The sequence below is a fragment of the Mesorhizobium dulcispinae genome, assembly GCF_033977345.1.
GTDB lineage: Bacteria > Pseudomonadota > Alphaproteobacteria > Rhizobiales > Rhizobiaceae > Mesorhizobium > Mesorhizobium dulcispinae.
This window is the reverse complement of sequence record NZ_JAVIIY010000009.1, coordinates 90,081-114,051: the sequence shown is the minus strand read 5'-3', so window position 1 is coordinate 114,051 and position 23,971 is coordinate 90,081. Positions and strand designations below refer to the sequence as shown.

The window sequence follows — 23,971 nt, the reverse complement described above, 5'->3', positions numbered from 1 at the left end:
TCAATATTTGCTATCGGGACATCGACATTGGCTAGGCCTCCCATCCGGACCTGGATCGGGAACTTGCTGGCTGGCCAGGACCGCAAGGGTGGAGGAAGGCATGACGATCTACAGGGCGCCAGTCCAGGACACGCTTTTCGTGCTCAACGACGTGCTCGGCTATCAGCGCTATTCCAATCTTCCGGGCTTCTCGGACGCCACGCCCGACGTCGTCGAGGCGATCCTCGCCGAAGGCGCCAAGCTTGCCGAGAACGTCATGCATCCGCTGAACCGGATCGGCGACATGGAAGGCTGCGTGCGCCATGAAGACGGATCGGTGACCACGCCCAAGGGCTTCAAGGAGGCTTTCGACCAGTACCGCGAGGGTGGCTGGATGGGGTTGGCCGCGCCCGCCGAGTTCGGTGGCCAAGGCCTTCCCTATACGGTCCATCAGGCGGTGTCGGAATACATGGTGTCGGCCAACATGGCGCTGATGATGTATCCGGGCCTGACGCAAGGGGCGATCGCCGCCATCATCACCCACGGCACCGACGAGCAGAAGACGACTTGGCTGCCGAAGATGGTCGAGGGCGCCTGGACCGGCACCATGAACCTCACCGAGCCGCATTGCGGCACGGATCTTGGCCTATTGCGCACCAAGGCGGTGCCGAACGGCGACGGCACCTACAGGATTTCCGGCCAGAAGATATTCATCTCCGCCGGCGAGCATGACATGGCGGACAACATCGTCCACCTGGTGCTGGCCCGCGTCGAGGGCGCGCCGGAAGGCGTCAAGGGCATCTCGCTGTTCATCGTGCCGAAGTTCAAGCTCGACGCGTCGGGCAATCCCGGCGAGCGCAATACGCTCTCCTGCGGCTCGATCGAGGAGAAGATGGGCATCCACGGCAATTCGACCTGCGTCATGAATTACGACGAGGCAGAAGGCGCCCTGCTCGGCGAGTTGAACGGCGGCCTGAAGGCCATGTTCACAATGATGAACGAGGCCCGCCTCGGCGTCGGGCTGCAAGGGCTCTCGGTCTCGGAGGTCGCCTACCAGAACGCGGTCTCCTACGCCAAGGATCGCCTCCAGGGCCGTTCGCTGTCGGGCGTCAAGGCGCCGGACAAGAAGGCCGATCCGATCATCGTACATCCCGACATCCGCCGCTCGCTGATGACCATGAGGGCCTTCAATGAGGCCGGCCGAGCGCTGGCGCTGTGGACGGCGATCAAGTCCGACGTCGCCCATCGCGCCGGTGACGACAAGGATCGCCAGGCGGCCGACGACTACACCGGCCTGCTGACGCCGGTGGTCAAGGGCGTGCTCACCGACAAGGGCTTCGACCACGCCGTGATGGCGCAGCAGGTGTTCGGTGGCCACGGCTATATCGAAGAGCACGGCATGAGCCAGTTCGTGCGCGATGCCCGCATCGCCATGATCTATGAGGGCGCCAACGGCATCCAGGCGCTCGACCTCGTCGGCCGCAAGCTGGCGCAGAATGGCGGCCGCGCCGTGCAGGCCTTTTTCAAGGAAGTCGGCGAGTTCTGCGAGGAAAACCGCGCCGACGAGAAGATGGCGCCCTTCACCAAGGCGCTGAAGAAGGGCCTCAACGACCTGCAGGCAGCGACCATGTGGCTGGTGCAGAACGGCATGGCCAAGCCGGACAATGCGGGTGCTGCCTCGACCGACTACATGCATCTCTTCGGCCTGGTCGCGCTTGGCTACATGTGGGGGCAGATGGCCAAGGCCGCCCAAAACAAGCTCGCCGAAGGCGCCAATGGCGCCGCGTCGTTCTACGACAACAAGCTCGTGACGGCGCGCTTCTTCATGGAGCGGATCATGCCGGAAACGGCGACGCGTCTCGCCCGCATTTCCAGTGGCGCGGACGCGCTAATGGCGCTGCCGGCGGAAGCGTTCTAGGTTTGGCGGGCCGGCAAAGCCGGCCCACACTTGTCGGAACGCGGAGGAAATCGTGGCGACAAATCCAGCCGAAGTTCTTGGCTTGCCGAAGCCCGCCTGGGCGGCGGACGAAGTCGGCATGCTCTACGACATGGCGGTCCGCTTCATGTCGGAGGAGATCGCGCCGCGTTACGACGAGTTCGAGAAGAACGAGATATTCGACCGCGAAAGCTGGCTGAAGGCGGGCGCCGCCGGCCTGCTCTGCGCCTCGATGCCGGAAAAATACGGCGGCTCCGGCGGCACCTTCGCCCATGAGAGCGCCATCATCGAGGCGATCGGCCATGTCGGCGTCGACGGTTTCGGCATCGGCCTGCACAACTCGATCGTGGCGCCTTACATCCTGCATTACGGTTCCGAGGAGCAGAAACAGAAGTGGCTGCCGAAACTGGCGACCGGCGAGCTGATCGGCGCCATCGCCATGACCGAGCCTGGCGCCGGCTCCGACCTGCAGGGCGTCAAGACCCGCGCCGAGAAGGACGGCAACCACTACAAGATCAGCGGCTCCAAGACCTTCATCACCAACGGCCAGCTCGCCAACCTGATCATCGTCGTCACCAAGACCGATCCGGAAAAGGGCGCCAAGGGCACCTCGCTGATCGTCGTCGAGACCGACGAGGTCGAAGGTTTTCAGCGCGGCCGCAACCTCGACAAAATAGGGTTGAAGGCCAACGACACGTCCGAGCTGTTCTTCAACGACGTGCGCGTGCCGACCTCGAACCTGCTTGGCCACGAGGAAGGCAAGGGCTTTGTCCAGCTAATGCAGCAATTGCCGCAGGAGCGGCTGCAGATTGGCACCGGGGCCATCGCCATGATCGAGCGGGCGCTGGCGATCACCATCGACTACGTCAAGGAGCGCAAGGCCTTCGGCAAGGCGATCATCGATTTCCAGAACACCCAGTTCAAGCTGGCGGAGCTGAAGACCGAAGCCACGATCGGCCGCGTCTTCTACAACGACTGCGTCGCGCGACACATTGATGGCGGCCTCGACCCGGTGACCGCCTCGATGGCCAAATACTGGCTGTCCGACCTGCAGGGCAAAGTCGTCGACGAATGCCTTCAACTGCATGGCGGCTATGGCTACATGAACGAATATCCGATCGCCCGCATGTACCGCGACGCCCGCGTCCAGCGCATTTACGGCGGCACAAACGAGATCATGAAATTGCTGATCGGGCGCTCTCTCTGAGCGCTGCGACCGGCAAACCCAAGGAGCAGAAAAATGGCCGAAGCTTACGTCTATGACGCCGTGCGCACGCCGCGCGGCAGGGGCAAGAAGGATGGCTCGCTGCACGAGGTGCCGGCGGTGCGGCTCGCGGCGAAGACGCTGGAGGCGCTTCGCGACCGCAACGAGCTCGACACCGGCAATGTCGACGACATCATCTTCGGCTGCGTCGATCCCGTCGGCGAGGCGGGCTCGGTCATTCCGCGCGCCGCCGCCTTCGAGGCCGGCTACGACACCAAGGCGCCCGGCATGCAGATATCGCGCTTCTGCGCCTCCGGTCTCGACGCCATCAATTTCGGCGCCGCCAAGATCGCGCAAGGGGCGGACGAGATCGTCATTGCCGGGGGCGTCGAATCCATGTCGCGCGTCGGCATGGGCATGTCCGGCGGCTCCTGGTTCATGGATCCGTCCGTCGGCCTGCCCGGCTGGTTCGTGCCGCAGGGCATCTCGGCCGACCTGATCGCGACGAAATACGGCTTCAGCCGCGACGACGTCGATGCCTACGCGGTCGAGAGCCAGAAGCGTGCCGCCAAGGCCTGGGAAGAGGGCCGCTTCAAGAATTCGGTGATCCCGATCAAGGACCAGAACGGCCTGACCATCCTCGACCGTGACGAGCACATGCGGCCCTCGACCGATATGCAGTCGCTGGCCTCGCTCAACCCGTCCTTCGTCATGCCGGGCGAGATGGGCGGCTTCGATGCCGTCGCCGTGCAGAAGCATCCGGAGGTCGAGGAGGTCAACCACGTCCATCACGCCGGCAACTCCTCCGGCATCGTCGACGGCGCCGCCGCCGTGCTGCTCGGCTCGAAGAAGGCCGGGAAAACCATGGGCATCAAACCCCGCGCGCGCATCCGCGCCTTCGCCAATATCGGCTCCGAGCCGGTGCTGATGCTGACCGGTCCGGTCGACGTCACCGAGAAGCTTCTGAAGCGCGCCAAGATGAAGCTGTCGGATATCGACCTGTTCGAGCTCAACGAGGCCTTCGCTTCCGTCGTGCTGCGCTACATGCAGGCCTTCGACATCCCGCACGACCAGATCAACGTCAATGGCGGAGCGATCGCCATGGGCCATCCGCTCGGCGCCACCGGCGCCATGATCTTCGGCACGGTGCTGGACGAGCTGGAGCGCCGCGACCTGAACACCGCCCTGGTCACGCTCTGCATCGGCGCCGGCATGGGCACCGCCACCATCATCGAACGCGTCTGACGGGGAGAGAAAAAGATGAGCTACACCAATTTCACCCTCGACGTGGACGCCGACGGCATCGCACTGGTCACCTGGGACATGCCGGGACGCTCGATGAACGTCTTCACCGAAGAGGCGATGCTCGAGCTCAGCGCCATCGTTGACAAGGTCGCCGGCGACGCCGCCATCAAGGGCGCGGTGATCACCTCCGGCAAGGACACATTCTCCGGCGGCGCCGACATCACCATGCTGCAGAAGATGCTCGCCGCCTTTGCCGTCGAAAAGGAGAAGGACCTCGAAAAGGCAACCAGGGCGCTGTTCGACAATGCCGGCTACATGACCGGCCTGTTCCGTAAGATCGAAACCTGCGGCAAGCCGTGGGTGTCGGCGATCAACGGCACCTGCATGGGCGGCGCCTTCGAGATGTCGCTCGCTTGCCATGGCCGCGTCGCCGCCGATTCCGACAAGGTGAAGATGGCGCTTCCCGAAGTGAAGATCGGCATCTTTCCGGGCGCCGGCGGCACCCAGCGCGTGCCGCGGCTGACCGATCAGCAGCAGGCACTGCAGATGCTGACCACCGGCCAGAATCTTACGCCGCAGAAGGCGAAGTCGATGGGCCTGATCCACGAGATCGCCGAACCGAAGAAGCTTGTCGAGACCGCCAAGGCGATGATCAAAAACGGCCTGAAGCCGGTTGCGCCCTGGGACGAAAAGGGCTTCAAGCTGCCCGGCGGTCCGATCTATTCGGCGGCCGGCGCCAATCTCTGGCCGCCGGCCATCGCCATCCTGCGCCGCGAGACCTATGGCAATTATCCGGCCGCAGCCGCGATCCTGAAATGCGTCTATGAAGGCCTGCTGGTTCCTTTCGACACCGCGCTCAGGATCGAGCAGCGCTACTTCACCGAGATCATGCAGACCAAGGAAGCGGCGGCGATGATCCGCTCGCTCTTCGTGTCGCTGCAGGAGCTGAACAAGGGCGCGCGCCGTCCGGCCGGCGTGTCGGACACCAGGTTCAAGAAGATCGGCATCCTCGGCGCCGGCTTCATGGGTGCCGGCATCGCCTATGTCACGGCCAAGGCCGGCATTCCGGTCGTGCTGCTCGACCGCGACATGGAGTCGGCCGAGAAAGGCAAGGCGCATTCCGACAGCCTGATGGCCGATCAGGTGAAGAAGGGCCGCGCCAAGCCCGAGGAGAAGGACAAGCTTTTGTCGCTGATCACGCCGACGGCCGACTATGCCGACCTCGCCGGCTGCGACCTCGTCGTCGAGGCCGTGTTCGAGGATTCGGCGGTCAAGAAGCTCGCCACCGAAAAGGCGGAGGCCGTGCTGAAGTCGTCGGCGATCTTCGCCTCCAACACCTCGACGATCCCGATCACCTCGCTGGCGAAGAACTCGGCGCGACCGAAGAATTTTGTCGGCATCCACTTCTTCTCGCCGGTCGACAAGATGATGCTGGTCGAGATCATCCTCGGCAAGAAGACGGGCGACAAGGCGCTCGCGGTCGCCATCGACTTCGTCCGCGCCATCAAGAAGACGCCGATCGTTGTCAACGACACGCGCGGCTTCTACGTCAATCGCTGCGTGCTCCGCTACATGTCGGAAGCTTACAAGATGCTGATCGAAGGCGTTCCGGCGGCGATGATCGAAAACGCCGCCAAGGCCGCCGGCATGCCGGTCGGCCCGCTGGCGCTGACCGACGAGACGGCGATCGACCTTGCCCAGAAGATCATGAAGCAGACCATCAAGGATCTCGGCGAGAAGGCCGTCGACCCGAAGCAGATGGCGCTAATCAACACCATGGTCGACACGCATGGCCGCTTCGGCCGCAAGAACGGCAAGGGCTTTTACGACTATCCCGCCAAGCCGGCGAAGAAGAAGCTGTGGCCGGGTCTCAAGGATCTCTATCCGCAGCTCAAGCCCGAGAAGGTCGACTATGAGGAGCTGAAGGAGCGTCTGCTGGTCACCATCGCCCTGGAGGCCGTGCGCGTCATGGAGGAGGGCATCGTTACCGACCCGCGCGAGGCGGATGTCGGCTCGATCCTCGCCTTCGGCTTCGCCCCCTTCACCGGCGGCGCGCTCTCTTACATCGACGGCATCGGCGCCAAGCGCTTCGTCAAGATCGCCAAGGGCCTGCACAAGAAATACGGGGCCGAGTTCAAGGCGCCCAAGCTTTTGCTCGACATGGCCGAGAAGGGCGAGGCCTTCTACCAGCGCTTCGACCCTTACCAGAAGGGCGAGGTCAGGAAGGCGGCCTAACGCCCCAGCCAGCTACTTTTGGGCGCGCATGATGGCCACGGCGTCTCGCCGTGGCCGACATGCTTCGACGGCGTGTCGCCGGCGCAAGCCCGCGTTCAGCCGACCTTAAGCAAATCCGGCTAAGGCAAAAATGCCGGGCTGGGCTCGCAAATCGGTCGCGCCCGCTCGCCGGCGTGGCTTAGGGGCAGGGGCGTGGGCAACATCGTCGATTTCATCACCGGCCTATTCGAGGTCTGGCGCGGCCAGGTGAGCGATCCTGACAAGCAGTGCGTTTTTGCGTTTCTGCTCCTGCTTCTGGCCCTCGACATCGCTCGCAAGGGTTGGCGGCTTTCCTGGTCGCGTCGCGCCGTCGAAAGCGTCGCGGCGACGCTGGCCATTTTCCACATCAACGTCGTGCTTGTCCCCGCGGTCTGGCTGTTGTCGGAACAGCTCAAGGCACTTTACGGCCTGCTCGGCATTCCGAGTGTGCCGAGCACGGTCTGGGCTGGTCTGCCGGTCTGGATGCTCAGCCTCTTCGCCATACTGGCGCACGACTTCGCCAATTACTGGAACCATCGCGTCATGCACATGAAATGGCTCTGGCCGGTGCACGCGATCCACCATTCCGATCCGGTGGTCAACGGATTGACGACCTACCGCGTCCACGCGCTCGAAATGCTGGTGATGTGGGGTTCCTATACAATCCTGCTGACCTGGCTTGGACTGCCCGCCGACGCCATGGGCATTGGCGCGCTGATCCTCGTGCTTCACAACGTCTATGTCCACGTCGATGTCGACTGGGGCCATGGCCCGCTGGGGATGCTCATCGCCTCGCCGCGCTTCCATCGCTGGCACCACGCCGACGAGCCGGCGGCGTACGGCAAAAACCTCGCCAACGTGTTCCCCTTCTTCGACTGGATATTCGGCACCTATCGCGTGCCGGGACCGTGCCGCGTCGCCATGGGGGCGACCGGGGTACCGTCCAACGACGTCGTGCGGCTGACGTTGTGGCCGCTGCTGGAATGGGCGCGGCTGGGAAGACAACAGCTGAAAGGGCTGCGCACTTCGATCGGCGGGCTGGCGCGCGACGCCAGCCTGGGCAAGGTCGGCACTCTCGACACCAATGCGGACTGACACGGAAACACCGCCGGTCGGCGCGCCGGCAAGCCAGCCCGCCGGCCCACGCTCGCGTATGGGCCGCTATCGAGCTCTCATCGCGTCATTCGCTGCGGCTGCCGGGCCCCGTCATGCCGGCGAGACGCCGGTAACAGGATCGAACCCGATCAATCCTGCGGGAGCGGACGACTTTCTCTTCAATCTGCGGTTTGCGCCGGTGGACAATCACATGGCCGCGCGCTAGACAGCGTTGAGGCATTTTTTCCTGTTTCGAAGGAGCGCGGACTTGCTCTCGCACGATCGCGTATGGGCCGCAATCGACGCTCTTGCCGAGCGCTATTCGCTGTCGGCTTCCGGCCTCGCCAGGCGCGCGGGCCTCGATTCGACCGCCTTCAACAAGTCCAAGCGCCTGTCCTCCGATGGCCGGCCGCGCTGGCCCTCGACCGAATCGCTGGCCAAGATCATCGAGGCCACCGGCGCCTCGCTGGAAGAATTCACCGTGCTGGTCGAAGGTCGCGGCGGCGCTGCGCCGCCACAGCCGCGCATGGCCGTGCCTCTGCTCGGCTTTGCCCAGGCCGGCGCCGGCGGGTTCTTCGACGATGCCGGCTATCCCTCGGGGCAGGGCTGGGATCTGGTCGAGCTTCCGACGCGCGCGGCTGAAACCTCCTACGCGCTGAAGGTTCAGGGCGATTCCATGCTGCCGCTCTACCGCAACGGCGACGTGCTGATCGTCGAGCCGGGCGCGCCGACGCGCAAGGGCGACCGCGTCGTCGTCAAGACCACTGCCGGCGAGGTCATGGCCAAGGTGCTCGATCGGCAGACGGCGAAGTCGGTCGTGCTGGTCTCGCTCAATCCCGCTCACCCGGACCGCGACATCCCGATGCGCGATGTCGAATGGGTGGCGCGGATCGTCTGGGCAAGCCAGTAGGTCCAGCCCGGTGCGGGTCCTTCATCTTGCCCTCGCGCTTCTCGCGGTTCCGGCGATGGCGGCGTTGGTCGTCGCCGGTGGCCGTTCGCTGAAGGGCAGCGAAAGTGTCGTCGCTGTCGACCAGATCGATCCGGCCGATACGCTTCCGGGGCAAGACACCGATGCTGCGCCTCAGGAACCGACGACTGCGGAACCGGCGACCTCCGCCATCCTGGCGCCGGCTGCTCCTGAGCCACCGAAGCCGGCGGCGCATTCGCGGGCGATCGATCCCGAAGTGGTGGCGCCGCCCGAACTTTCCGAGGACGAGCTGGAACGGGTCGAGCCGCGCGCGCCGCTCAGCGATCTGGCGCTGGCCGGTCCGCCCAAGCCGCGAAAAACGAAAATGCCGGATGGCGGGGACGGCACCAAGCTGTTCCAGCCCATCGCCACCGCCGCCGGCATGATCAAGGCCAAGGATTACGCTATCGCCGTCTCGGGCATCGAGATCGTCAAAGAGAGCGAGACCTGCAGCGATGGGGGCAAGCCCTGGGACTGCGGTGTTCGCGCCAGGACGGCATTCCGCGCTTTCCTGCGTGGCCGGACCGTGGTCTGCGCCGTGCCGCCGCAAGGCGGGCAGGCCGCCATCGCGGCCAAGTGCTGGGTCGGCAACAAGGATGTCGGCGAGTGGCTGGCGGAAAACGGCTGGGCGCGCGCCGCGCAAGGCGGCCCCTATGTCGAGGCGGGCGAGAAGGCGCGCGCGGCGAAGAAAGGCATTTTCGGCATGGCGCCGAACCTTGGCGGCCTGCCGGCATTGCCGGCAGCCACCGGCCCGGCGCCCGCCGCGCCGAGCTCCATCCTGCCGGCGGAGGACAGCGCCGTTATGCCGCCAACTGACCAGCCAGCGCCCGCTCAATGAGCGCGCGCGTCTCCGTGATGCCGTAAAGCGCGGCGAAGGAGCCGAAGCGCGGTCCGCGTTCCTGCCCGATCAGCACCTGGTAGATCATCTGGAAGAAGGCGACCGACACGCCGGGTCCGCCTTCCGGGCTCTGCTTGGAATGGTCCTGGTAGCGCTCGATCCGCCGCGCGACGTTGAGCGCGGCGTTCTGGATCGCCTCGCCATCCGCGCCTTGCGGCAGGCCGCCAAGCGCTTCCGAAAGCTTCGCCAGCGCCTCGCGCTCCACCTCGTCGGCGGCGCGATAGACCTTGGTCGGCTTCACGAAGTCGTCGAAATAGCGGATGGCATAGCCGGTCAGCCGGTCGAGCTCCGGATGCGTCTTCGGCGTCACGCCCGGCGCATGGCGCGAGATGAAGCCCCACAGCACCGCCTTGTCATGCGCGTTGGAGGCGCTGACCAGATTGAGCAGCAGCGCGAACGGCACCGGCAGGTCGATGGCCGGCGGGTTGCCGTCATGCATGTGCCAGACCGGGTTGCCGAGCCGCTCCTTCCAGTCCTGGCGCGGATAGGCGCCGAGGAAAGCGTAGTATTCGTCGACCGCCTTCGGGATGACATCGAAATAGAGCTTCTTGGCCTGCCGCGGCCGCTGGTACATGTAGAGGCCGAGGCTCTCGGTCGGCGCATAGGTCAGCCACTCGTCGATGGTGAGCCCATTGCCCTTCGACTTCGAGATCTTCTGGCCGTTCTCGTCGAGGAACAGCTCGTAGACGAAATGCTCCGGCGCGCGGCCGCCGAGGATGTTGCAGATGCGGTCGTAGATCGCCGCATTGGTCTGGTGGTCCTTGCCGAACATCTCGAAATCGACGCCGAGCGCCGCCCAGCGCATGCCGAAATCCGGCTTCCACTGCAGCTTCACCTTGCCGCCGGTGACGGGCAGCGTGGTCTCGGTGCCTTCGTCGTCGAAGGTGATGGTGCCGGCCTTGGCGTCGACATGCTTCATCGGCACGTAGAGCACCCGGCCGCTCTTCGGTGAGATCGGCAGGAACGGGCTGTAGGTCGCCTGGCGTTCTTCGCCGAGGGTCGGCAGCATCACCGCCATGATCTCGTCGTAGCGCTCGGCGGCGCGCAGCAGCACTTCGTCGAAGCGGCCAGACTTGTAGTACTTTGTCGCGCTGGCGAATTCGTAGTCGAAGCCGAACGTGTCGAGGAAGCGGCAGAGCATCGCGTTGTTGTGGTCGGCAAAGCTCGCATAGTCGCCGCCGAAGGGATTGGGCACCGCCGTCAGCGGCTTGTGCAGATAGGGCTCGAGCGCCGCGCGATCCGGCACGTTGTCCGGGATCTTGCGCATGCCGTCCATGTCGTCGGAGAAGCACAGCAGCTTGGTCTTGATCTTGTCTCCGGTCAGCACCCGGAATGCGTGCCGCACCATGGTGGTGCGCGCCACTTCGCCGAACGTGCCGATATGCGGCAGGCCGGACGGACCGTAGCCGGTCTCGAACAGAACGGTCTCGGGAAAATCCTTGTCCTTGTAGCGGGCAATGATCTTCTTGGCTTCCTCGAACGGCCACGCCTTGCTTTCGGCGGTCGCCGCAAGCATCTCGGGATTGAGATCGATGAGGTTTGATCCCGTCATGTCAAAATTCCAGTCATGTGCCGGCTTTCGCCGCAAGGTAAGATTTTCACCGGGTCTCTAGGCGCGACTCGCCGGAGCGTCAACGATTTGCGGCGGTTTTCCTTGCAGCGCCACAATGGCGCTCCTACGTTGGGGCACCTTTTCCGCTGCCTTGGCTTAAAAGTGTGCGGCGGTTCCGGCACGACGACAAAGGAGTTTTGAATGCCTTCGCTGACGCCGCACGAAGCCCTGATCTACCTGATGGTCATCACCTCGGCTTCCGACCGCGACATGACCGACGTCGAGCTGGCGCGGATCGGCGACGTCGTCCGCTCCTGGCCGGTGTTCGTCGATTTCAACCAGGACAGGCTGATTGCGGTGTCGCAGGAATGCCAGAAGGCGCTGCAGGACAAGGACGGTCTGGAAGGCGTCCTCGCGCGTGTCGCGAAGGCGCTGCCGGAGCGGCTGCGCGACACGGCCTACGCGGCCGCCTTCGAGGTCGCGGCCGTCGACCTTGAAATGCGCATGGAGGAGGTGCGGGTGCTGCAGCTCATCCGGCTCAAGCTCGATCTCGATACGCTGACCGTCGCCGCGATCGCGCGTGCGGCCAAGGCGCGCCTGCGCACGCTGACGTGATTCTCGACAGCCCTCAGAAGAAACTCACCGGAAAATAGCGCAGATAGAACTCGGCGAAGGTGCCCTTGATCGAGATTTCCTGCAGCGCGTAGTCGAAGGCGGCGGCCAGCGCCGGGTCGCCCGCCCTGGTGGCGATCGCCATGCCCGAGCCCAGATATTCCGGCGCCAGATACGGGCCGCCTGCGAAGCGGCAGCAGCCGGCGGCGTCCGAGCCGCCGAGCCAGAAGGCAAAACGCATGCCGTCGCCGAAGGCGGCGTCGATCTTGCCGGCCTTGAGGTCGGCGTAGAGGTCCTCGGGCTTTTCGAACGGCACGACCTGCACCGTACCGAAATAGTCGCGCAGCATCTTCTCATGCGCCGAGCCGGCGATGACGCCCACCCGCTTGCTGCGCAGCTTGTCGAGGATCGGCTCGGTGAGGGCCTTGGCCTTCGGCATGATGAAGCGCGCCGGGAACTGCAGGTAGGAACGCGAAAACGCGTATTTCTCGCGGCTTTCCGGCGTCGCCGCGATGCCGGCGATGATCGCCTCCCCCTCGCCTTTCTGCAGCGCGTCGTCGAGCTCGTTCCAGGGCAGCGCCTGGATCTGGCATTTCTCGACGATGCCGAGTTCGGCGCAGATCGCCCGCGCCAGGTCGATGTGGAAACCCGACAGCCGGCCCGAGCCGTCGAGGAAATTGAAAGGCGGAAAATCGGTGGTGGTGAGGAACCTCAGCCTCGGCAGCGCGGAAAGATCGGGCTTCGGCAGCCGTTCCTTGGCATCCCACAGTACCGGAACCTGCGGCTCCGCGGCCTGAGTCGCGTCCGGCAACGCCCCGAGCAGCGCCGACAGCAGAGCCAGAGATATCCACCGGAAAGTCACGATAAGGTTCCGCCCAGTCATGTCCCCGGCTTTTCGTACGAAAATTACTCGGGCACAACGTTTTTGATTTCAAACTGGCGAATTAGGCGTATGGTTTAGCACGTTTGCAAGTGGCAGCGTGCGCGTCGGCAAGGGGAGGTCACCGGCGGCACGAAGTTGCTTGCGATCCGGGGTTGATGGCAAGGGGCGGTTCGGGCATCTACCGTCAATCAAGAAATCGGAAGCAACATGGGGTAGATGTTGCGATGAGCATGTTTGATAGAACTCTGGAATACATAGACCAGCTGCAGCATGCCAACACGGCTGCGGCGGTATGCGAGAGCTTGCTCGGCATCACCTCGAATTTCGGGCTAACAGCGCTGATGGCCGGAACCGTGCCGCAACCCGGCACGCCGCGCGGCCGGCAGAAAGACCATGTGCTGCTCTGCGACTGGCCGGGCGAGTGGCTGGAGCGCTACGTGGCGCGCAATTATGTCGACCATGATCCGGTCGTCAGCCACATGAAGCAGTTGCAGGCCCCGTTCCAGTGGCGGGAGGCCTCGCAGGCCATCGTCATCGACAAGAGCAGCGACGAGGTCATGGGCGACGCCCGCGAGTTCAAGCTGCGCGACGGCCTCGCCTTTCCGCTGGTCACGCTCGACGGCCAGATCGTCATGGTCTCGCTGGGCGGCGAGTCCGTCGAGCTATCGGAGGCCGAGTTCGGGATGGTTTCGCTGGCCTCCACCTACGCCATCGGCCGCGCCATGCAGCTTCACACAATGGCCGGCAAGGTCATCGATCACATTGAATTGACGCCGCGCGAGCGTGAATGCCTGCAATGGGCGGCTGTCGGCAAGTCCGAATGGGAGATTTCGCAGATTCTCGGCATTTCGGAGCACACTTCCGAGAAACACCTTCTTAACGCCAAGAGCAAACTGGGCGCCGCCAATCGTGTGCAGGCAGTCGCCGAGGCGATTAGGCGCGGCTATATCAGCTAGGCCGGCTGTGCCGGCCTGGAAATTCTTGCCTGCGCAATTGAGTAATATTTTAAGGAAAGTCGGGCCGTATCTCCTCTCAGGAGACGGCTAATGCTTTCTTAACGCCAAGAGCAAACAGGGCGCCGCCAATCGTGTGCAGCGGTCGCGGCGGCGATTAGGCGCGGCTATATTAGCCAGGTCGGCCGTGCGGGCCTAGAAATTCTTGCCTACGCGTTCGCGTAATATTTTCGGGAAAGCCCGGCCGTATCTTCCTCTTAAGCCTAGGAGACGGCTAATGCTATTTTCCCTTACCACTCAGGAATTGATGGAACGTCCCGACCTCTGGGAAGCGGTCCATCGTCTGCGTCACAGAATCTTCGTCGAGGAGATGGGATGGGCCGATCTCGATCGCCCGGACGGCCTCGAGATCGATCAGTTCGACCATGAGGAGGCCGAACATCACCTCGTCATCCGCAATGGCGAGCTCGCCGGTTACCAACGCATGCTGCCGACGACGCGGCCGCATCTCCTGACCGACGTGCTGTCGGACCTCTGCGAGGGGAGGTCCCCCTCGGGGCCGAATGTCTGGGAACTGACCCGTTATGCGGTGGCGCCGGGCTTCCGGGACGGCAAGCGCGGCGTTTCGACGGTCGGCACCGAGCTGATCGCCGGTTTTGTCGAATGGGGCCTCAAGCGCAACGTCAACCAGGTCATCATCGAGTTCGAACCGATGTGGGTGCTGCGGGCGTTGCAGCTGCACTTCCTGGCCAAGCCGCTCGGCTATCAGCGCACTTATGGCAACCAGCAGGTCGTGGCGACGCTGCTCACCTTCACCGAGCATACGCTGGAGGTGGTGCGCCAGCGCCGCAACCACTTCCTGCCGGTACTCAACCGAGGCTATCCCGGCCAGCTCGGCCTGAGGCAGGCTTCGTGATGGAGGTGGTCATGAGCTTCCATCCCGAACCGGAACTGCGCGGCCACACGCTGGTCATCACGGTGTCGTCGCATGACGGCCGGCCTGTGCTGGACAGGCACGCCTATGCGAGCCTCGCCAGGACCTTCCACGAAGCCGCCGTCAATGACGACGTCCGCGTGGTCGTACTGCGCGGCCTCGCCGGCTGCTTCTGCCTCGGCGGCGACTTCTCGGAGTTCCTCGACGCCACCAAGCACCAGCAGCTGATTGCCGCCGTCACCGATATGTTCCGCATGCTTGCGACCTTCCCCAAGCCGGTCCTTGCCTGCGTGGACGGGGATGCCGTCGGCGTCGGCTGCACCATCCTGTTCCACTGCGACATGGTGATCGCTTCCAGGGGAAGCACCTTCAGGGTGCCGTTCGTCGATTTCGGCCTTGTGCCGGACGCCGCGACCAGCATCCTGGCGCCGCAGAAGCTCGGCTACGCCGGTGCCTTCCGCTTCTTCTGCCTCGGCGACACGCTGGGCGTCGATGACGCCAAGGCGCTCGGCCTGGTCGGCGAGATCGTGGAAGGCAGCGCCGAGGAGATGGCTTTGGCGCGGGCAAGGCAGCTCGCCAAGAAGCCGGTTGCCGCGCTGTTGCAGACGCGCGGCCTGCTCAAGGGCGATACGGACGTTCTGTGCGACCGCATCGACCATGAGATTTCGCTGTTCCAGCAGGCGCTTCAGGACGACGCCACGCTGAAGCGGCTGCAGCGGATCGCCCGCTTGGCCGCTTGAACCTGAAAGTCTCAGCGCCGCGTGCCTTCTTGGGCACGCGGCGCTGTAAACGTCGGTTTCGGGAAAAACTATTTCTCCAGGAACGACGGCCCTTCGCCGATGATCTTCCTGTCTTCCTTGCCGACGGCGTCGAGATCGCGCCCGCCATAAGGCAGCGACAACAGGATCCGCTGGATGACGGCGAGCCGCGCGCGGCGCTTGTCGTTGGCGCGCACAATGATCCAGGGTGCGAACTCCTTGTGGGTGCGTTCGACCATCAGATCACGCGCCTTGGTGTAGTCGTCCCATTTGTTGATGCCGGCGATGTCGATCGGCGAGAACTTCCAGTTCTTCAGCGGCGACCAGCGGCGGTCGTGGAAGCGTTCGAGCTGCGTCTCGCGGCCGATGTTCAGCCAGAATTTGAAGAAGTGGATACCCTCGTTGCAGATCATGCGTTCGAAATGCGGCGTCTCGTCGAGGAATTTCTCGTGCTGCTCCGGCGTGCAGAAACCCATGACCGGCTCGACGCCGGCGCGGTTGTACCAGGAGCGGTCGAAGGTGACGAACTCGCCTGAGGTCGGGAAATGGTCGACATAGCGCTGATAGTACCATTGCCCAAGCTCAGTCGGCGTCGGCTTGGTCAGCGCCACGTTGCGCGCCGTGCGCGGGTTCATGTACTGCCGCAGCACGAAGATCGTGCCGCCTTTGCCGGCCGCGTCGCGCCCTTCGAACAGCGCCATCACCCGCTTGCCGGTCGCCTGCAACCAGGCCTGCGCCTTGACCAGCTCGATCTGCAGCCGCTCGAGTTCCTTGTCGTACTCCTCACTCTTCATCTTCTTGTCGTAAGGATAACCGCCGGCAGTCAGCTTGTTGTCATCGATCCAGCCCGGAAGCTCCGGATTGTCGATGTCGAACTCGCGTTCCTTGCCGCCGATCCTGATCTTGATCGGTCCTGCGGCGGGCGCCGCGTCGGCGTTTTCCTCGGCTTTTTTCATCGAGACGAACCTTTCCAGCTTGCGGACTCGTGCTATGGGAGCCTCTAAGGCGCTGCGTCCGTCTGGGCGCAGGGGTGCCGTAGCACTTTGATTTTGCGCATGAACCTTCCAGAAAATCGATTCCGATTTTTGTGGGTCATGCGCCGGTCCGGTCGGCGGAACTTTCACCGGCGGAGATACGGGGCAGCGCATGGTCGATGAGGGCGCAGACCAGAAAGGCGCAACGCAAGCAGCCGTGGCCCGGCTGCGGCGCAGCCGTTGGTTGCTGGCCGCGGCCGTTGTCGCGGTCCTCGCCGTTTACGCTTTCGGCGGCTTTTCGATCTATGTGCCGCTGCTGGCGCTAGCGTTGCTGGTCGCAGCCGCGATGCTGCCCGCCCACGTCGAGCGGCAGTCAGCCGACGACGCGGCGGCGATCGAGGCCGACGGCCTGGAGCGGCTGTCCGGCGAATATCTGGCGGCCGCCGTTGCCGATCCGCTGATCATCTTCGACCGCACAGCCACAATCGTCCACGCCAACGCCGCCGCCTTCGCCGCCTTCGGCGGACTGGCGCCCGGCATGTCGCTGTCTCTCAAATTCCGCGCCCCGGAAATGCAGGCCTTGCTTGACGGCATCGTCTCGGGCACCGTGGCGTCCGATGTCGTCGACTATACGGAAAAGCTCCCCGTGGAGCGCACATACCGGGTGAGCGCGTCCTCGGTCGGCCATGCCACCGATCTCTATGTGCTGGTGTTCAAGGATCAGAGCGAGGCGCGCCGCATCGACCGCATGCGCGCCGATTTCATCGCCAATGCCAGCCATGAACTGCGCACGCCGCTCGCCTCGATCGCCGGCTTCATCGAGACGTTGCGCGGCCCGGCGCGCGGCGATCCGGCGGCACGCGACCAGTTTCTGCAGATCATGCAGAACCAGACCGGCCGCATGGCGCGCCTGATCGACGATCTTTTGTCGCTGTCGCGGCTGGAGATGAAGCCCTATCTGCGGCCGGGAACCGAGGTCGATCTTCGCCAGACAATCGACAGCGTCATCGATTCCCTCGGGCCGCTGGCCAGCGAGAACGGCGTGGTCATCGAACGGGACTTCATCGATGGCCCGCTTTCCGTGCCCGGCGACCGCGACGAGCTTTTCCAGGTTTTCGAGAATCTCCTGGAGAATGCCTGCAAATACGGCCAGTCAGGCGGACGCGTCACCGTATCCATCGCCGGCAGCGAGGACGGCCAGGAAGCGGGCATCGACGTCACCATAAGAGACTATGGCCCCGGCATAGCCGAGGAACACATTCCCCGCATCACGGAGCGTTTCTACCGCGTCGATGTTGAAAACAGCCGGACCCAGAAAGGCACCGGCCTTGGCCTTTCCATCGTCAAGCATATATTGACTCGTCACAATGCGAGGCTGTCGATCAAGTCGGAAGTCGGCAAGGGTGCGGCGTTCACGGTTCATTTGCCGGCTAGCTGATCGAGTATTGGTTGCCAACCGGCAATTTCTTCTTTCTGTCATCCGGTTCGCGTATCAGCGACAGATTGAGGGAACGCACCAGCCGGCAGAAACCGGGAAGGCATAACCATGCAGTCCGTCCATACTATGAGTGCCTATGACGAAGAACTGAAATTCCTGTCGAAGCGCATTGCCGCCATGGGCGGGCATGCCGAGCGCATGGTCGAGCAAGCGATCGCGGCCCTGGTGAACGCCGATCCGGGCCTGGCGCAGAAGGTTATTCAGGACGATCTTGTCCTCGACGAGGGGCAGCGCGAGATCGACGACAAGGCGATCGTCATCATCGCAAGGCGCCAGCCGATGGCGACGGACCTGCGTGAGATCGTCGGTGCCATCCGCATCTCGGCCGACATCGAGCGCGTCGGCGATCTCGGCAAGAACGTCGCCAAGCGCGTCGCGGCGGTCATCGACGGCCGCCAGCCGAGCAGTCTCTTCCGCGGCCTCGAGGCGCTGGCCAATCTGGCGCTGACGCAGCTCAAGGAAGTGCTCGACATCTATGCCTCGCGCTCGGTCGAGAAGATCGGCTTCGTGCGCGACCGTGACGACCAGATCGACGCCATGTACACCTCGCTGTTTCGCGAGCTCCTGACCTATATGATGGAGGATCCGCGCAACATCACGCCCTGCACCCACCTGCTCTTCTGCGCCAAGAACATCGAGCGGATCGGCGACCACGCCACCAACATCGCCGAAACCATCTATTACATCGTCACCGGCGACCAGATGCCGGCCGACCGGCCGAAGGGCGACAAGACCGACCAGGTGGTGTTTCCTGGTCCGGCATCGGCCAAGTGACCCGATATCGGCGACCCGATATCGGCTAAGTGAACGGACGGCCTCTCGAACGGCTTTCTAATTTAGGCTAGGCTCCTCCAGGTGCAGCGATTTTGTCAGTCGCTGTCTCGGGAGGTTTGCGATGGAACAAGTTCGAAACCTGACCCCGGCCCCGCAGCCGACATCCGGCATCATTGCGTCCAGCGTCTATACCGCCGGCAAGCGCGTCGCCGACATTTCAATCGAAGAGGCAGGCGTGTGGGCCGCAAAGCCCGAGCATGTCGTCTGGATCGGCCTGCTCGAGCCGGACCGTAACCTGCTGCTCAGGGTGCAGGGGCAGTTCCACCTGCATGATCTGGCGATCGAGGACGCCGAGCATCCGCATCAGCGGCCGAAGATCGAGCAATATGGCGATGCCTTGTTCATCGTCGCCCGCACGGCGCAACTGATCGATGGCCGCGTCACTTTCGGCGAGACGCATCTCTTTGTCGGCACCGGCTATATCGTCAGTGTCAGGCATGGCCCGTCGACTTCCTACGCCGCGGTGCGCCAGCACTGGGAAAGCTGCCCGTCTTCGCTCGCCAAGGGTGAGGATTTCGTCCTCTATGCCATTCTCGACTTCATCGTCGACAACTACATGCCCGTGCTCGAGCAGATCGAGGACGAGGTCGAGCAGATCGAGGACAAGGTGCTGCTGAAGCCGATGACCGGCGCCGACATCGAGCGGCTCTACATGTTGCGCCGCGATCTCCTGCGCCTGCGCAACGCGGCGCTGCCTCTGGTCGAGGTCTGCCGGCGGCTGACCAGCGCCGAGCTGCCGCAGATCCATGCCGCCATGCATCCGCTGTTTCGCGACGTGACCGACCATATCCGCACTGTGCAGGAAAAGATCGACAGCCTGCGTGAGGTCCTGGCCTTCGCCTTCGAGGCCAGCCTTCTGGTCGGGCAGAGCCAGGAAACGGCGATTTCCAAGAAGCTTGCCTCATGGGCGGCCATCCTGGCGGTCCCGACGGCCTTTGCCGGCATCTACGGCATGAACTTCGCCGACATGCCGGAGCTGAAGATGGAATACGGCTACCCGACCGTGCTGACGGCGATCGCGCTGATCTGCGCGTTCCTGTACTGGCGGTTCAAGAAGAATGGATGGCTGTGAAAAAGCGAATAGCGAATAGGGAGTAGCCAATAGGGCGAAAGAAGCTTGCGCCGCACTCGGATGCCGACACTGTTCTATTCGCTATTCGCTATTCGCTATTCGCTATTCGCTATTCGCTATTCGCTATTCGCTATTCGCTATTCGCTATCAGCGAGCGCGCCGTCTTTCCGCCGCCGGCTGGAACGCCACCCTTGCGTGATATTTGCAGTACGGTCCGGTCTCGCCCGCGTCGTTGCCGCAGAAGCTGAAGTCTTCCGACAGCGGATCGCCGTTCGGCCACTTGCAGGTGCGCTCGGTCAGCTCGACGAGCTGCAGGTTGCGCGAGATCGGCACTACGACATTCTCGACCGGGCGGATATAGTGGCGCGCCACCGGTTCGGCGTCGAACTGCACCTGCAGCGCGGTCGCGCCGATGGAAGCCGTCACGTGACGCGCAGCGCTTGCGGCACGGGCCACCGTTTTCTGCATCGAGGCTCCTTGCGTCGTCTTCTTCTGCCGCGCCGGCGCGGCGGTCGCGCGGCCGCGGCCCGACAGTTTCAGGCGATGCACCTTGCCGATGACGGCATTGCGGCTCACGCCGCCGAGCTGCGCGGCGATCTGGCTGGCGCTGAGACCCTCCGACCACAATTTCCTGAGAAGTTCGACCCGCTCGTCAGTCCAGTTCATGAGACCGCGCTCCTGCTGAGGCGTACGGCAGTCAGAATCCTTTCCCGCCCCGGCTCCCGCCGGGCAAACAACACCACATGTACCGGGTGATTAGATCCGCCGCACGAAATCTAGTTATTTCTCAACTACAATTACCTCATGCGCTGACTCGGTGACAAGAGTCCCCAGGGCAACACGATTCGGTTTTTTCGGTTTTCCCCAACTTGCCTGACCGCTCATGAGCCATCGCGGCGCTGGAGCCTTGCCGCGCGCTTCTGCGCGACGTTTTCGTTGACTTCATGGCCGAAAAACATGATAAGCCGCAAAGGCCGCCGCATTGGCGGCTTTTTTGATTTCCGGTTCCGGAGACGCATATAATGAGCGGTTCGGCGCTTTACGAGACCTTTGCTCGCGCACCCCTGGCCTTCGATCGCGGGGAGGGGACCTGGCTGGTCACCGACAAGGGCGAGCGATATCTCGATTTCGCCGGCGGCATCGCCGTGAACTCGCTGGGCCACGGCCATCCGCATCTGGTTGCGGCGCTGACTGAGCAGGCCGCCAAGCTCTGGCACGTCTCCAACCTCTACGAGATCCCGGAGCAGCGCCGGCTGGGCGAACGGCTGGTCGACGCGACCTTCGCCGACAAGGTGTTCTTCACCAATTCCGGCGCCGAGGCGCTGGAATGCGCCATCAAGACGGCGCGGCGCTACCAGTTCGTCAAGGGCCATCCGGAGCGTTTCCGCATCATCACCTTCGAGGGCGCCTTCCACGGCCGCACGCTGGCGACGATCGCCGCCGGCGGCCAGTACAAATATCTCGAGGGTTTCGGTCCGAAGGTCGAGGGCTTCGACCAGGTCGCGTTCGACGATATCGAGGCCGCCGAGAAGGCGATCACGCCGGATACCGCGGCTATCCTGATCGAGCCGGTGCAGGGCGAGGGCGGCATCCGCCCGGTGCCGACGCAGTCGCTGAAGCGCCTGCGCCAACTCTGCGACCAGCATGGCCTGCTTCTGATCTTCGATGAGGTCCAGTGCGGCATCGGCCGCACCGGCAAGCTGTTCGCGCATGAATGGGCGGGCGTCACGCCTGACCTGATGGCGATCGCCAAGGGCATAGGCGGCGGCTTCCCGATGGGTGCCTGCCTCGCCACCGACGAGGCGGCGACAGGCATGACGGCCGGCGTGCACGGCACCACTTTCGGCGGCAATCCGCTGGCGATGGCCGTGGGCAACGCCGTGCTTGACGTCGTGCTGGCCGACGGCTTCCTCGAGGATGTTCAGCGCAAAGCGTTGCTGCTGAAGCAAGGCCTTGCGGCGGTTGCCGACGAATTTCCCGATGTCATCGAGGGCATCAGGGGAACCGGTCTGATGCTCGGCCTGAAATGCGCCATGCCCAACGCCAAGGTGAACATGGCGCTGCGCGACCAGCACCTGCTTGCCGTGCCGGCTGGCGACAACGTCATCCGTCTCTTGCCGCCGCTCACCGTCACCGACGAGGAGATCGGCGAGGCGCTGAAGCGTATTCGTTCGGGCGCCAAGGACCTGACCGACGCGATTGCGGCCGAAGCCGCGAAGTAATTCTGGAATTTGCCGATGAGCGTTCGCCACTTCACCGACCTGTCCGCCGTTTCCGCGGGAGACCTGCGCTCGATGCTGGACGATGCGGTGGCGCGAAAGACCAGGCTCAAGGCCGGCGAGCGCTCGAAGCCGCTCGACGGCAAGGTACTGGCGATGATCTTCGACAAGCCGTCGACGCGCACGCGCGTTTCCTTCGACGTCGGCATGCGCCAACTCGGCGGCGAGACCATCATGTTGACCGGCACCGAGATGCAGCTCGGCCGTTCCGAAACCATCGCCGACACCGCGAAGGTGCTGTCGCGCTATGTCGACGCCATCATGATCCGCACCACCTCGCATGACCGGCTGCTGGAGCTCACCGAGAACGCCACCGTGCCGGTCATCAACGGGCTGACCGACGATACCCATCCCTGCCAGCTGATGGCGGATATCATGACCTACGAGGAGCATCGCGGTCCGGTGGCCGGCAAGACCTTTGCCTGGACCGGCGACGGCAACAATGTGCTGCACTCGCTGCTCGAAGCCTCGGCGCGCTTCCGCTTCAATCTCAATGTCGCGGTGCCGGAAGGCAGCGAGCCGTTCGAGAAATATGTCGATTGGTCGAAGGCCAATGGCGGCAAGGTGAGGTTTGCCCGCTCGGCCGAGGAGGCGGTCGACCAGGCGGATTGCGTCGTCACCGATAGCTGGGTGTCGATGGGCCAGGAGCATCGCGCCCGCGGCCACAACGTCTTCCTGCCCTACCAGGTCAATGCCGCGCTGATGGCCAGGGCTAAGTCCGACGCGCTGTTCATGCACTGCCTGCCGGCGCATCGCGGCGAGGAGGTTACCGACGAGGTGATCGACGGGCCGCATTCGGTGGTGTTCGACGAGGCCGAGAACCGGCTGCACGCCCAGAAGGCGGTGCTGGCCTGGTGCCTGCGCGCTTGACTGGCGCTGTGCTTATCCGGACCAACTTGATCCAGAGCGGGGTGATGCCTATTTGCGGGCCATCACGTAAATCGAACGCGCTTCCACGCATGCGGCCCAAAGGGCGGCATGGCCGCGCCCTGGAGCTTTGTCATGTTGGAAACCCATACCTTGGCTGAACATCAACCCAAACTCGGTGAATTCGGCTTCGCCGGCGACGACCATGTCGTGCCTTACGAGGTCGCGCCGCTCGACGTGCGCGGCCGCACCGTGCAGCTCGGGTCGATGCTCGACGCCATCCTCAGCCGCCATGATTATCCCGAACCAGTCGCGCGCCTGCTGGCCGAGGCCTGCGTGCTTACCGTGCTGCTCGGCACGTCGCTGAAGTTCGAGGGCAAGTTCATTCTGCAGACCCGCACGGACGGGCCGGTCGACATGCTGGTGGCGGACTTCACCACGCCGCATGCGCTGCGCGCCTATGCGCGCTTCGACGCCGATCGGCTGCAGGCTGCGATTGCCGCCGGGGAGACCTCGCAGCAGAAACTGCTCGGCACCGGCGTCCTGGCGCTGACCATCGATCAGGGCGCGCACACCCAGCGTTATCAGGGTATCGTCCAGCTCGACGGCACGTCGCTGGAGGAGGCCGCGCGCACCTATTTCCGCCAGTCGGAGCAGATTCCGACCGAAATCAGGATGTCGGTCGCCAAGCTGGTGACACCGGGTCCCGGCGGCGCTCGCGAGCAGTGGCGCGCCGGCGGCATTCTGGCGCAGTTCCTGCCGCAGGCGCCCGAACGCATGCACGTGCCCGACATTTCGGGCGGCGACGGCGATCCGCGGGACGTGGCGCACGAACCGGCCGACAATTCCTGGCGGGAATTGCTGGCGCTGCTGGGCACCATCGAGCCGACCGAGCTGATCGATCCGACGGTGGGCGCCGAGCGGCTGCTCTACCGGCTGTTCCACGAGCACGGCGTGCGCGTTTTCCGCAACGTGCCGGTTGCCGACCAGTGCTCCTGCTCGCGCGAGAAGATCCGCGGCATCCTCGAGGGCTTTTCGGCCTCGGAGATCAAGGACTCGACCGAGGACGGCGGCATCCATGTCGCTTGCGAGTTCTGCTCGACGCAGTACGACTTCGATCCGGCTGAATTCGCTGCAGAATAAGGCTCCTGCCTTCTCCCCGTTCCACGGGGAGAAGG

At 64.0% G+C, this 23,971-nt stretch carries 21 protein-coding genes; 17 read left to right on the top strand and 4 right to left on the bottom strand.

What is annotated here, in order from left to right:
- Positions 1 to 100 precede the first annotated feature (100 nt).
- From RFN30_RS20115 to RFN30_RS20085, 7 genes are all read left to right on the top strand, one after another.
- Positions 101 to 1,897, top strand: a complete 1,797-nt coding sequence (locus tag RFN30_RS20115; protein ID WP_320263831.1) for an acyl-CoA dehydrogenase — start codon at positions 101 to 103, stop codon at positions 1,895 to 1,897.
- Between the two features lie 52 nt (positions 1,898 to 1,949).
- A complete protein-coding gene (locus RFN30_RS20110; protein WP_320263830.1) occupies positions 1,950 to 3,122 on the top strand; it encodes an acyl-CoA dehydrogenase family protein in 1,173 nt (390 codons plus the stop codon).
- Between the two features lie 33 nt (positions 3,123 to 3,155).
- On the top strand, positions 3,156 to 4,364 hold the full coding sequence (locus tag RFN30_RS20105) for an acetyl-CoA C-acetyltransferase (RefSeq protein WP_320263829.1): 1,209 nt from the start codon (positions 3,156 to 3,158) through the stop codon (positions 4,362 to 4,364).
- Between the two features lie 15 nt (positions 4,365 to 4,379).
- Positions 4,380 to 6,599 carry a 3-hydroxyacyl-CoA dehydrogenase NAD-binding domain-containing protein gene (locus RFN30_RS20100; protein WP_320263828.1) on the top strand — a complete coding sequence of 740 codons (2,220 nt, stop codon included), beginning with the start codon at positions 4,380 to 4,382 and terminating at the stop codon, positions 6,597 to 6,599.
- Positions 6,600 to 6,791: 192 nt separating this feature from the next.
- Entirely contained in the window at positions 6,792 to 7,712 is a 921-nt protein-coding gene (locus tag RFN30_RS20095; protein WP_320263827.1) for a sterol desaturase family protein, read from the top strand.
- Between the two features lie 268 nt (positions 7,713 to 7,980).
- Complete coding sequence (locus RFN30_RS20090; RefSeq protein WP_320263826.1) at positions 7,981 to 8,622, top strand: S24 family peptidase; 642 nt, start codon at positions 7,981 to 7,983, stop codon at positions 8,620 to 8,622.
- A gap of 10 nt (positions 8,623 to 8,632) precedes the next feature.
- Positions 8,633 to 9,517 (top strand): thermonuclease family protein, encoded by an 885-nt coding sequence (locus tag RFN30_RS20085; protein WP_320263825.1) that lies wholly within the window; start codon positions 8,633 to 8,635, stop codon positions 9,515 to 9,517.
- Here the strand turns inward: RFN30_RS20085 and RFN30_RS20080 are convergent.
- Complete coding sequence (locus RFN30_RS20080; RefSeq protein WP_320263824.1) at positions 9,480 to 11,129, bottom strand: lysine--tRNA ligase; 1,650 nt, start codon at positions 11,127 to 11,129, stop codon at positions 9,480 to 9,482. The two genes, RFN30_RS20085 and RFN30_RS20080, sit on opposite strands and share 38 nt — an antisense overlap.
- Positions 11,130 to 11,330: 201 nt before the next feature.
- Here RFN30_RS20080 and RFN30_RS20075 point away from each other — a divergent pair, with 201 nt between their 5' ends.
- Positions 11,331 to 11,744: a tellurite resistance TerB family protein gene (locus RFN30_RS20075; RefSeq protein ID WP_320263823.1), complete on the top strand. Its 414-nt coding sequence runs from the start codon at positions 11,331 to 11,333 to the stop codon at positions 11,742 to 11,744.
- 13 nt (positions 11,745 to 11,757) lie between these two features.
- Here RFN30_RS20075 and RFN30_RS20070 read toward each other — a convergent pair whose 3' ends face one another.
- Positions 11,758 to 12,603, bottom strand: coding sequence for an ABC transporter substrate-binding protein (locus tag RFN30_RS20070; protein ID WP_320263822.1), 846 nt, complete (start codon positions 12,601 to 12,603; stop codon positions 11,758 to 11,760).
- Between the two features lie 245 nt (positions 12,604 to 12,848).
- On the opposite strand from RFN30_RS20070, the gene RFN30_RS20065 reads away from it, so the two are divergent.
- The 3 genes from RFN30_RS20065 to RFN30_RS20055 all read left to right on the top strand — a co-directional run bounded on the left by RFN30_RS20065 (position 12,849) and on the right by RFN30_RS20055 (position 15,251).
- Positions 12,849 to 13,580, top strand: coding sequence for a LuxR family transcriptional regulator (locus RFN30_RS20065; RefSeq protein ID WP_320263821.1), 732 nt, complete (start codon positions 12,849 to 12,851; stop codon positions 13,578 to 13,580).
- Positions 13,581 to 13,854: 274 nt separating this feature from the next.
- Positions 13,855 to 14,493 carry an acyl-homoserine-lactone synthase gene (locus tag RFN30_RS20060; RefSeq protein WP_320263820.1) on the top strand — a complete coding sequence of 213 codons (639 nt, stop codon included), beginning with the start codon at positions 13,855 to 13,857 and terminating at the stop codon, positions 14,491 to 14,493.
- A gap of 11 nt (positions 14,494 to 14,504) precedes the next feature.
- Positions 14,505 to 15,251, top strand: coding sequence for an enoyl-CoA hydratase-related protein (locus RFN30_RS20055; protein ID WP_320263819.1), 747 nt, complete (start codon positions 14,505 to 14,507; stop codon positions 15,249 to 15,251).
- A 68-nt stretch (positions 15,252 to 15,319) separates the two neighbouring features.
- On the opposite strand, the gene ppk2 is transcribed toward RFN30_RS20055, so the two are convergent.
- Complete coding sequence (gene ppk2, locus RFN30_RS20050; protein ID WP_320263818.1) at positions 15,320 to 16,225, bottom strand: polyphosphate kinase 2; 906 nt, start codon at positions 16,223 to 16,225, stop codon at positions 15,320 to 15,322.
- A gap of 190 nt (positions 16,226 to 16,415) precedes the next feature.
- Between ppk2 and RFN30_RS20045 the strand changes: the two genes are divergently transcribed.
- From RFN30_RS20045 to RFN30_RS20035, 3 genes are all read left to right on the top strand, one after another.
- Positions 16,416 to 17,681, top strand: coding sequence for an ATP-binding protein (locus RFN30_RS20045; protein WP_320263817.1), 1,266 nt, complete (start codon positions 16,416 to 16,418; stop codon positions 17,679 to 17,681).
- Positions 17,682 to 17,789: 108 nt separating this feature from the next.
- Positions 17,790 to 18,515 carry a phosphate signaling complex protein PhoU gene (gene phoU / locus RFN30_RS20040; protein WP_320263816.1) on the top strand — a complete coding sequence of 242 codons (726 nt, stop codon included), beginning with the start codon at positions 17,790 to 17,792 and terminating at the stop codon, positions 18,513 to 18,515.
- A gap of 121 nt (positions 18,516 to 18,636) precedes the next feature.
- The gene (locus RFN30_RS20035; protein WP_320263815.1) at positions 18,637 to 19,647 is read left to right on the top strand and encodes a magnesium and cobalt transport protein CorA; all 1,011 of its coding nucleotides are present in this window, start codon (positions 18,637 to 18,639) and stop codon (positions 19,645 to 19,647) included.
- 147 nt (positions 19,648 to 19,794) lie between these two features.
- On the opposite strand, the gene RFN30_RS20030 is transcribed toward RFN30_RS20035, so the two are convergent.
- On the bottom strand, positions 19,795 to 20,313 hold the full coding sequence (locus RFN30_RS20030) for a GcrA family cell cycle regulator (protein ID WP_320263814.1): 519 nt from the start codon (positions 20,311 to 20,313) through the stop codon (positions 19,795 to 19,797).
- A 356-nt stretch (positions 20,314 to 20,669) separates the two neighbouring features.
- Between RFN30_RS20030 and RFN30_RS20025 the strand changes: the two genes are divergently transcribed.
- The 3 genes from RFN30_RS20025 to RFN30_RS20015 all read left to right on the top strand — a co-directional run bounded on the left by RFN30_RS20025 (position 20,670) and on the right by RFN30_RS20015 (position 23,936).
- Positions 20,670 to 21,869, top strand: coding sequence for an aspartate aminotransferase family protein (locus tag RFN30_RS20025; protein ID WP_320263813.1), 1,200 nt, complete (start codon positions 20,670 to 20,672; stop codon positions 21,867 to 21,869).
- Positions 21,870 to 21,884: 15 nt separating this feature from the next.
- Entirely contained in the window at positions 21,885 to 22,796 is a 912-nt protein-coding gene (gene argF, locus RFN30_RS20020; RefSeq protein WP_320263812.1) for an ornithine carbamoyltransferase, read from the top strand.
- 108 nt (positions 22,797 to 22,904) lie between these two features.
- A complete protein-coding gene (locus RFN30_RS20015) occupies positions 22,905 to 23,936 on the top strand; it encodes an Hsp33 family molecular chaperone (RefSeq protein WP_320263811.1) in 1,032 nt (343 codons plus the stop codon).
- The last annotated feature ends 35 nt before the right edge of the window (positions 23,937 to 23,971 follow it).

Coding starts and splice junctions, on each gene's coding strand:
- RFN30_RS20115 (WP_320263831.1), top strand. CDS start 101: ATGACGATCTACAGGGCGCCAGTCCAGGACACGCTTTTCGTGCTCAAC.
- RFN30_RS20105 (WP_320263829.1), top strand. CDS start 3,156: ATGGCCGAAGCTTACGTCTATGACGCCGTGCGCACGCCGCGCGGCAGG.
- RFN30_RS20100 (WP_320263828.1), top strand. CDS start 4,380: ATGAGCTACACCAATTTCACCCTCGACGTGGACGCCGACGGCATCGCA.
- RFN30_RS20080 (WP_320263824.1), bottom strand. CDS start 11,129: ATGACGGGATCAAACCTCATCGATCTCAATCCCGAGATGCTTGCGGCG.
- RFN30_RS20075 (WP_320263823.1), top strand. CDS start 11,331: ATGCCTTCGCTGACGCCGCACGAAGCCCTGATCTACCTGATGGTCATC.
- RFN30_RS20065 (WP_320263821.1), top strand. CDS start 12,849: ATGAGCATGTTTGATAGAACTCTGGAATACATAGACCAGCTGCAGCAT.
- RFN30_RS20060 (WP_320263820.1), top strand. CDS start 13,855: ATGCTATTTTCCCTTACCACTCAGGAATTGATGGAACGTCCCGACCTC.
- RFN30_RS20055 (WP_320263819.1), top strand. CDS start 14,505: ATGAGCTTCCATCCCGAACCGGAACTGCGCGGCCACACGCTGGTCATC.
- ppk2 (WP_320263818.1), bottom strand. CDS start 16,225: ATGAAAAAAGCCGAGGAAAACGCCGACGCGGCGCCCGCCGCAGGACCG.
- RFN30_RS20045 (WP_320263817.1), top strand. CDS start 16,416: ATGGTCGATGAGGGCGCAGACCAGAAAGGCGCAACGCAAGCAGCCGTG.
- phoU (WP_320263816.1), top strand. CDS start 17,790: ATGCAGTCCGTCCATACTATGAGTGCCTATGACGAAGAACTGAAATTC.
- RFN30_RS20035 (WP_320263815.1), top strand. CDS start 18,637: ATGGAACAAGTTCGAAACCTGACCCCGGCCCCGCAGCCGACATCCGGC.
- RFN30_RS20030 (WP_320263814.1), bottom strand. CDS start 20,313: ATGAACTGGACTGACGAGCGGGTCGAACTTCTCAGGAAATTGTGGTCG.
- RFN30_RS20025 (WP_320263813.1), top strand. CDS start 20,670: ATGAGCGGTTCGGCGCTTTACGAGACCTTTGCTCGCGCACCCCTGGCC.
- argF (WP_320263812.1), top strand. CDS start 21,885: ATGAGCGTTCGCCACTTCACCGACCTGTCCGCCGTTTCCGCGGGAGAC.
- RFN30_RS20015 (WP_320263811.1), top strand. CDS start 22,905: ATGGCCGCGCCCTGGAGCTTTGTCATGTTGGAAACCCATACCTTGGCT.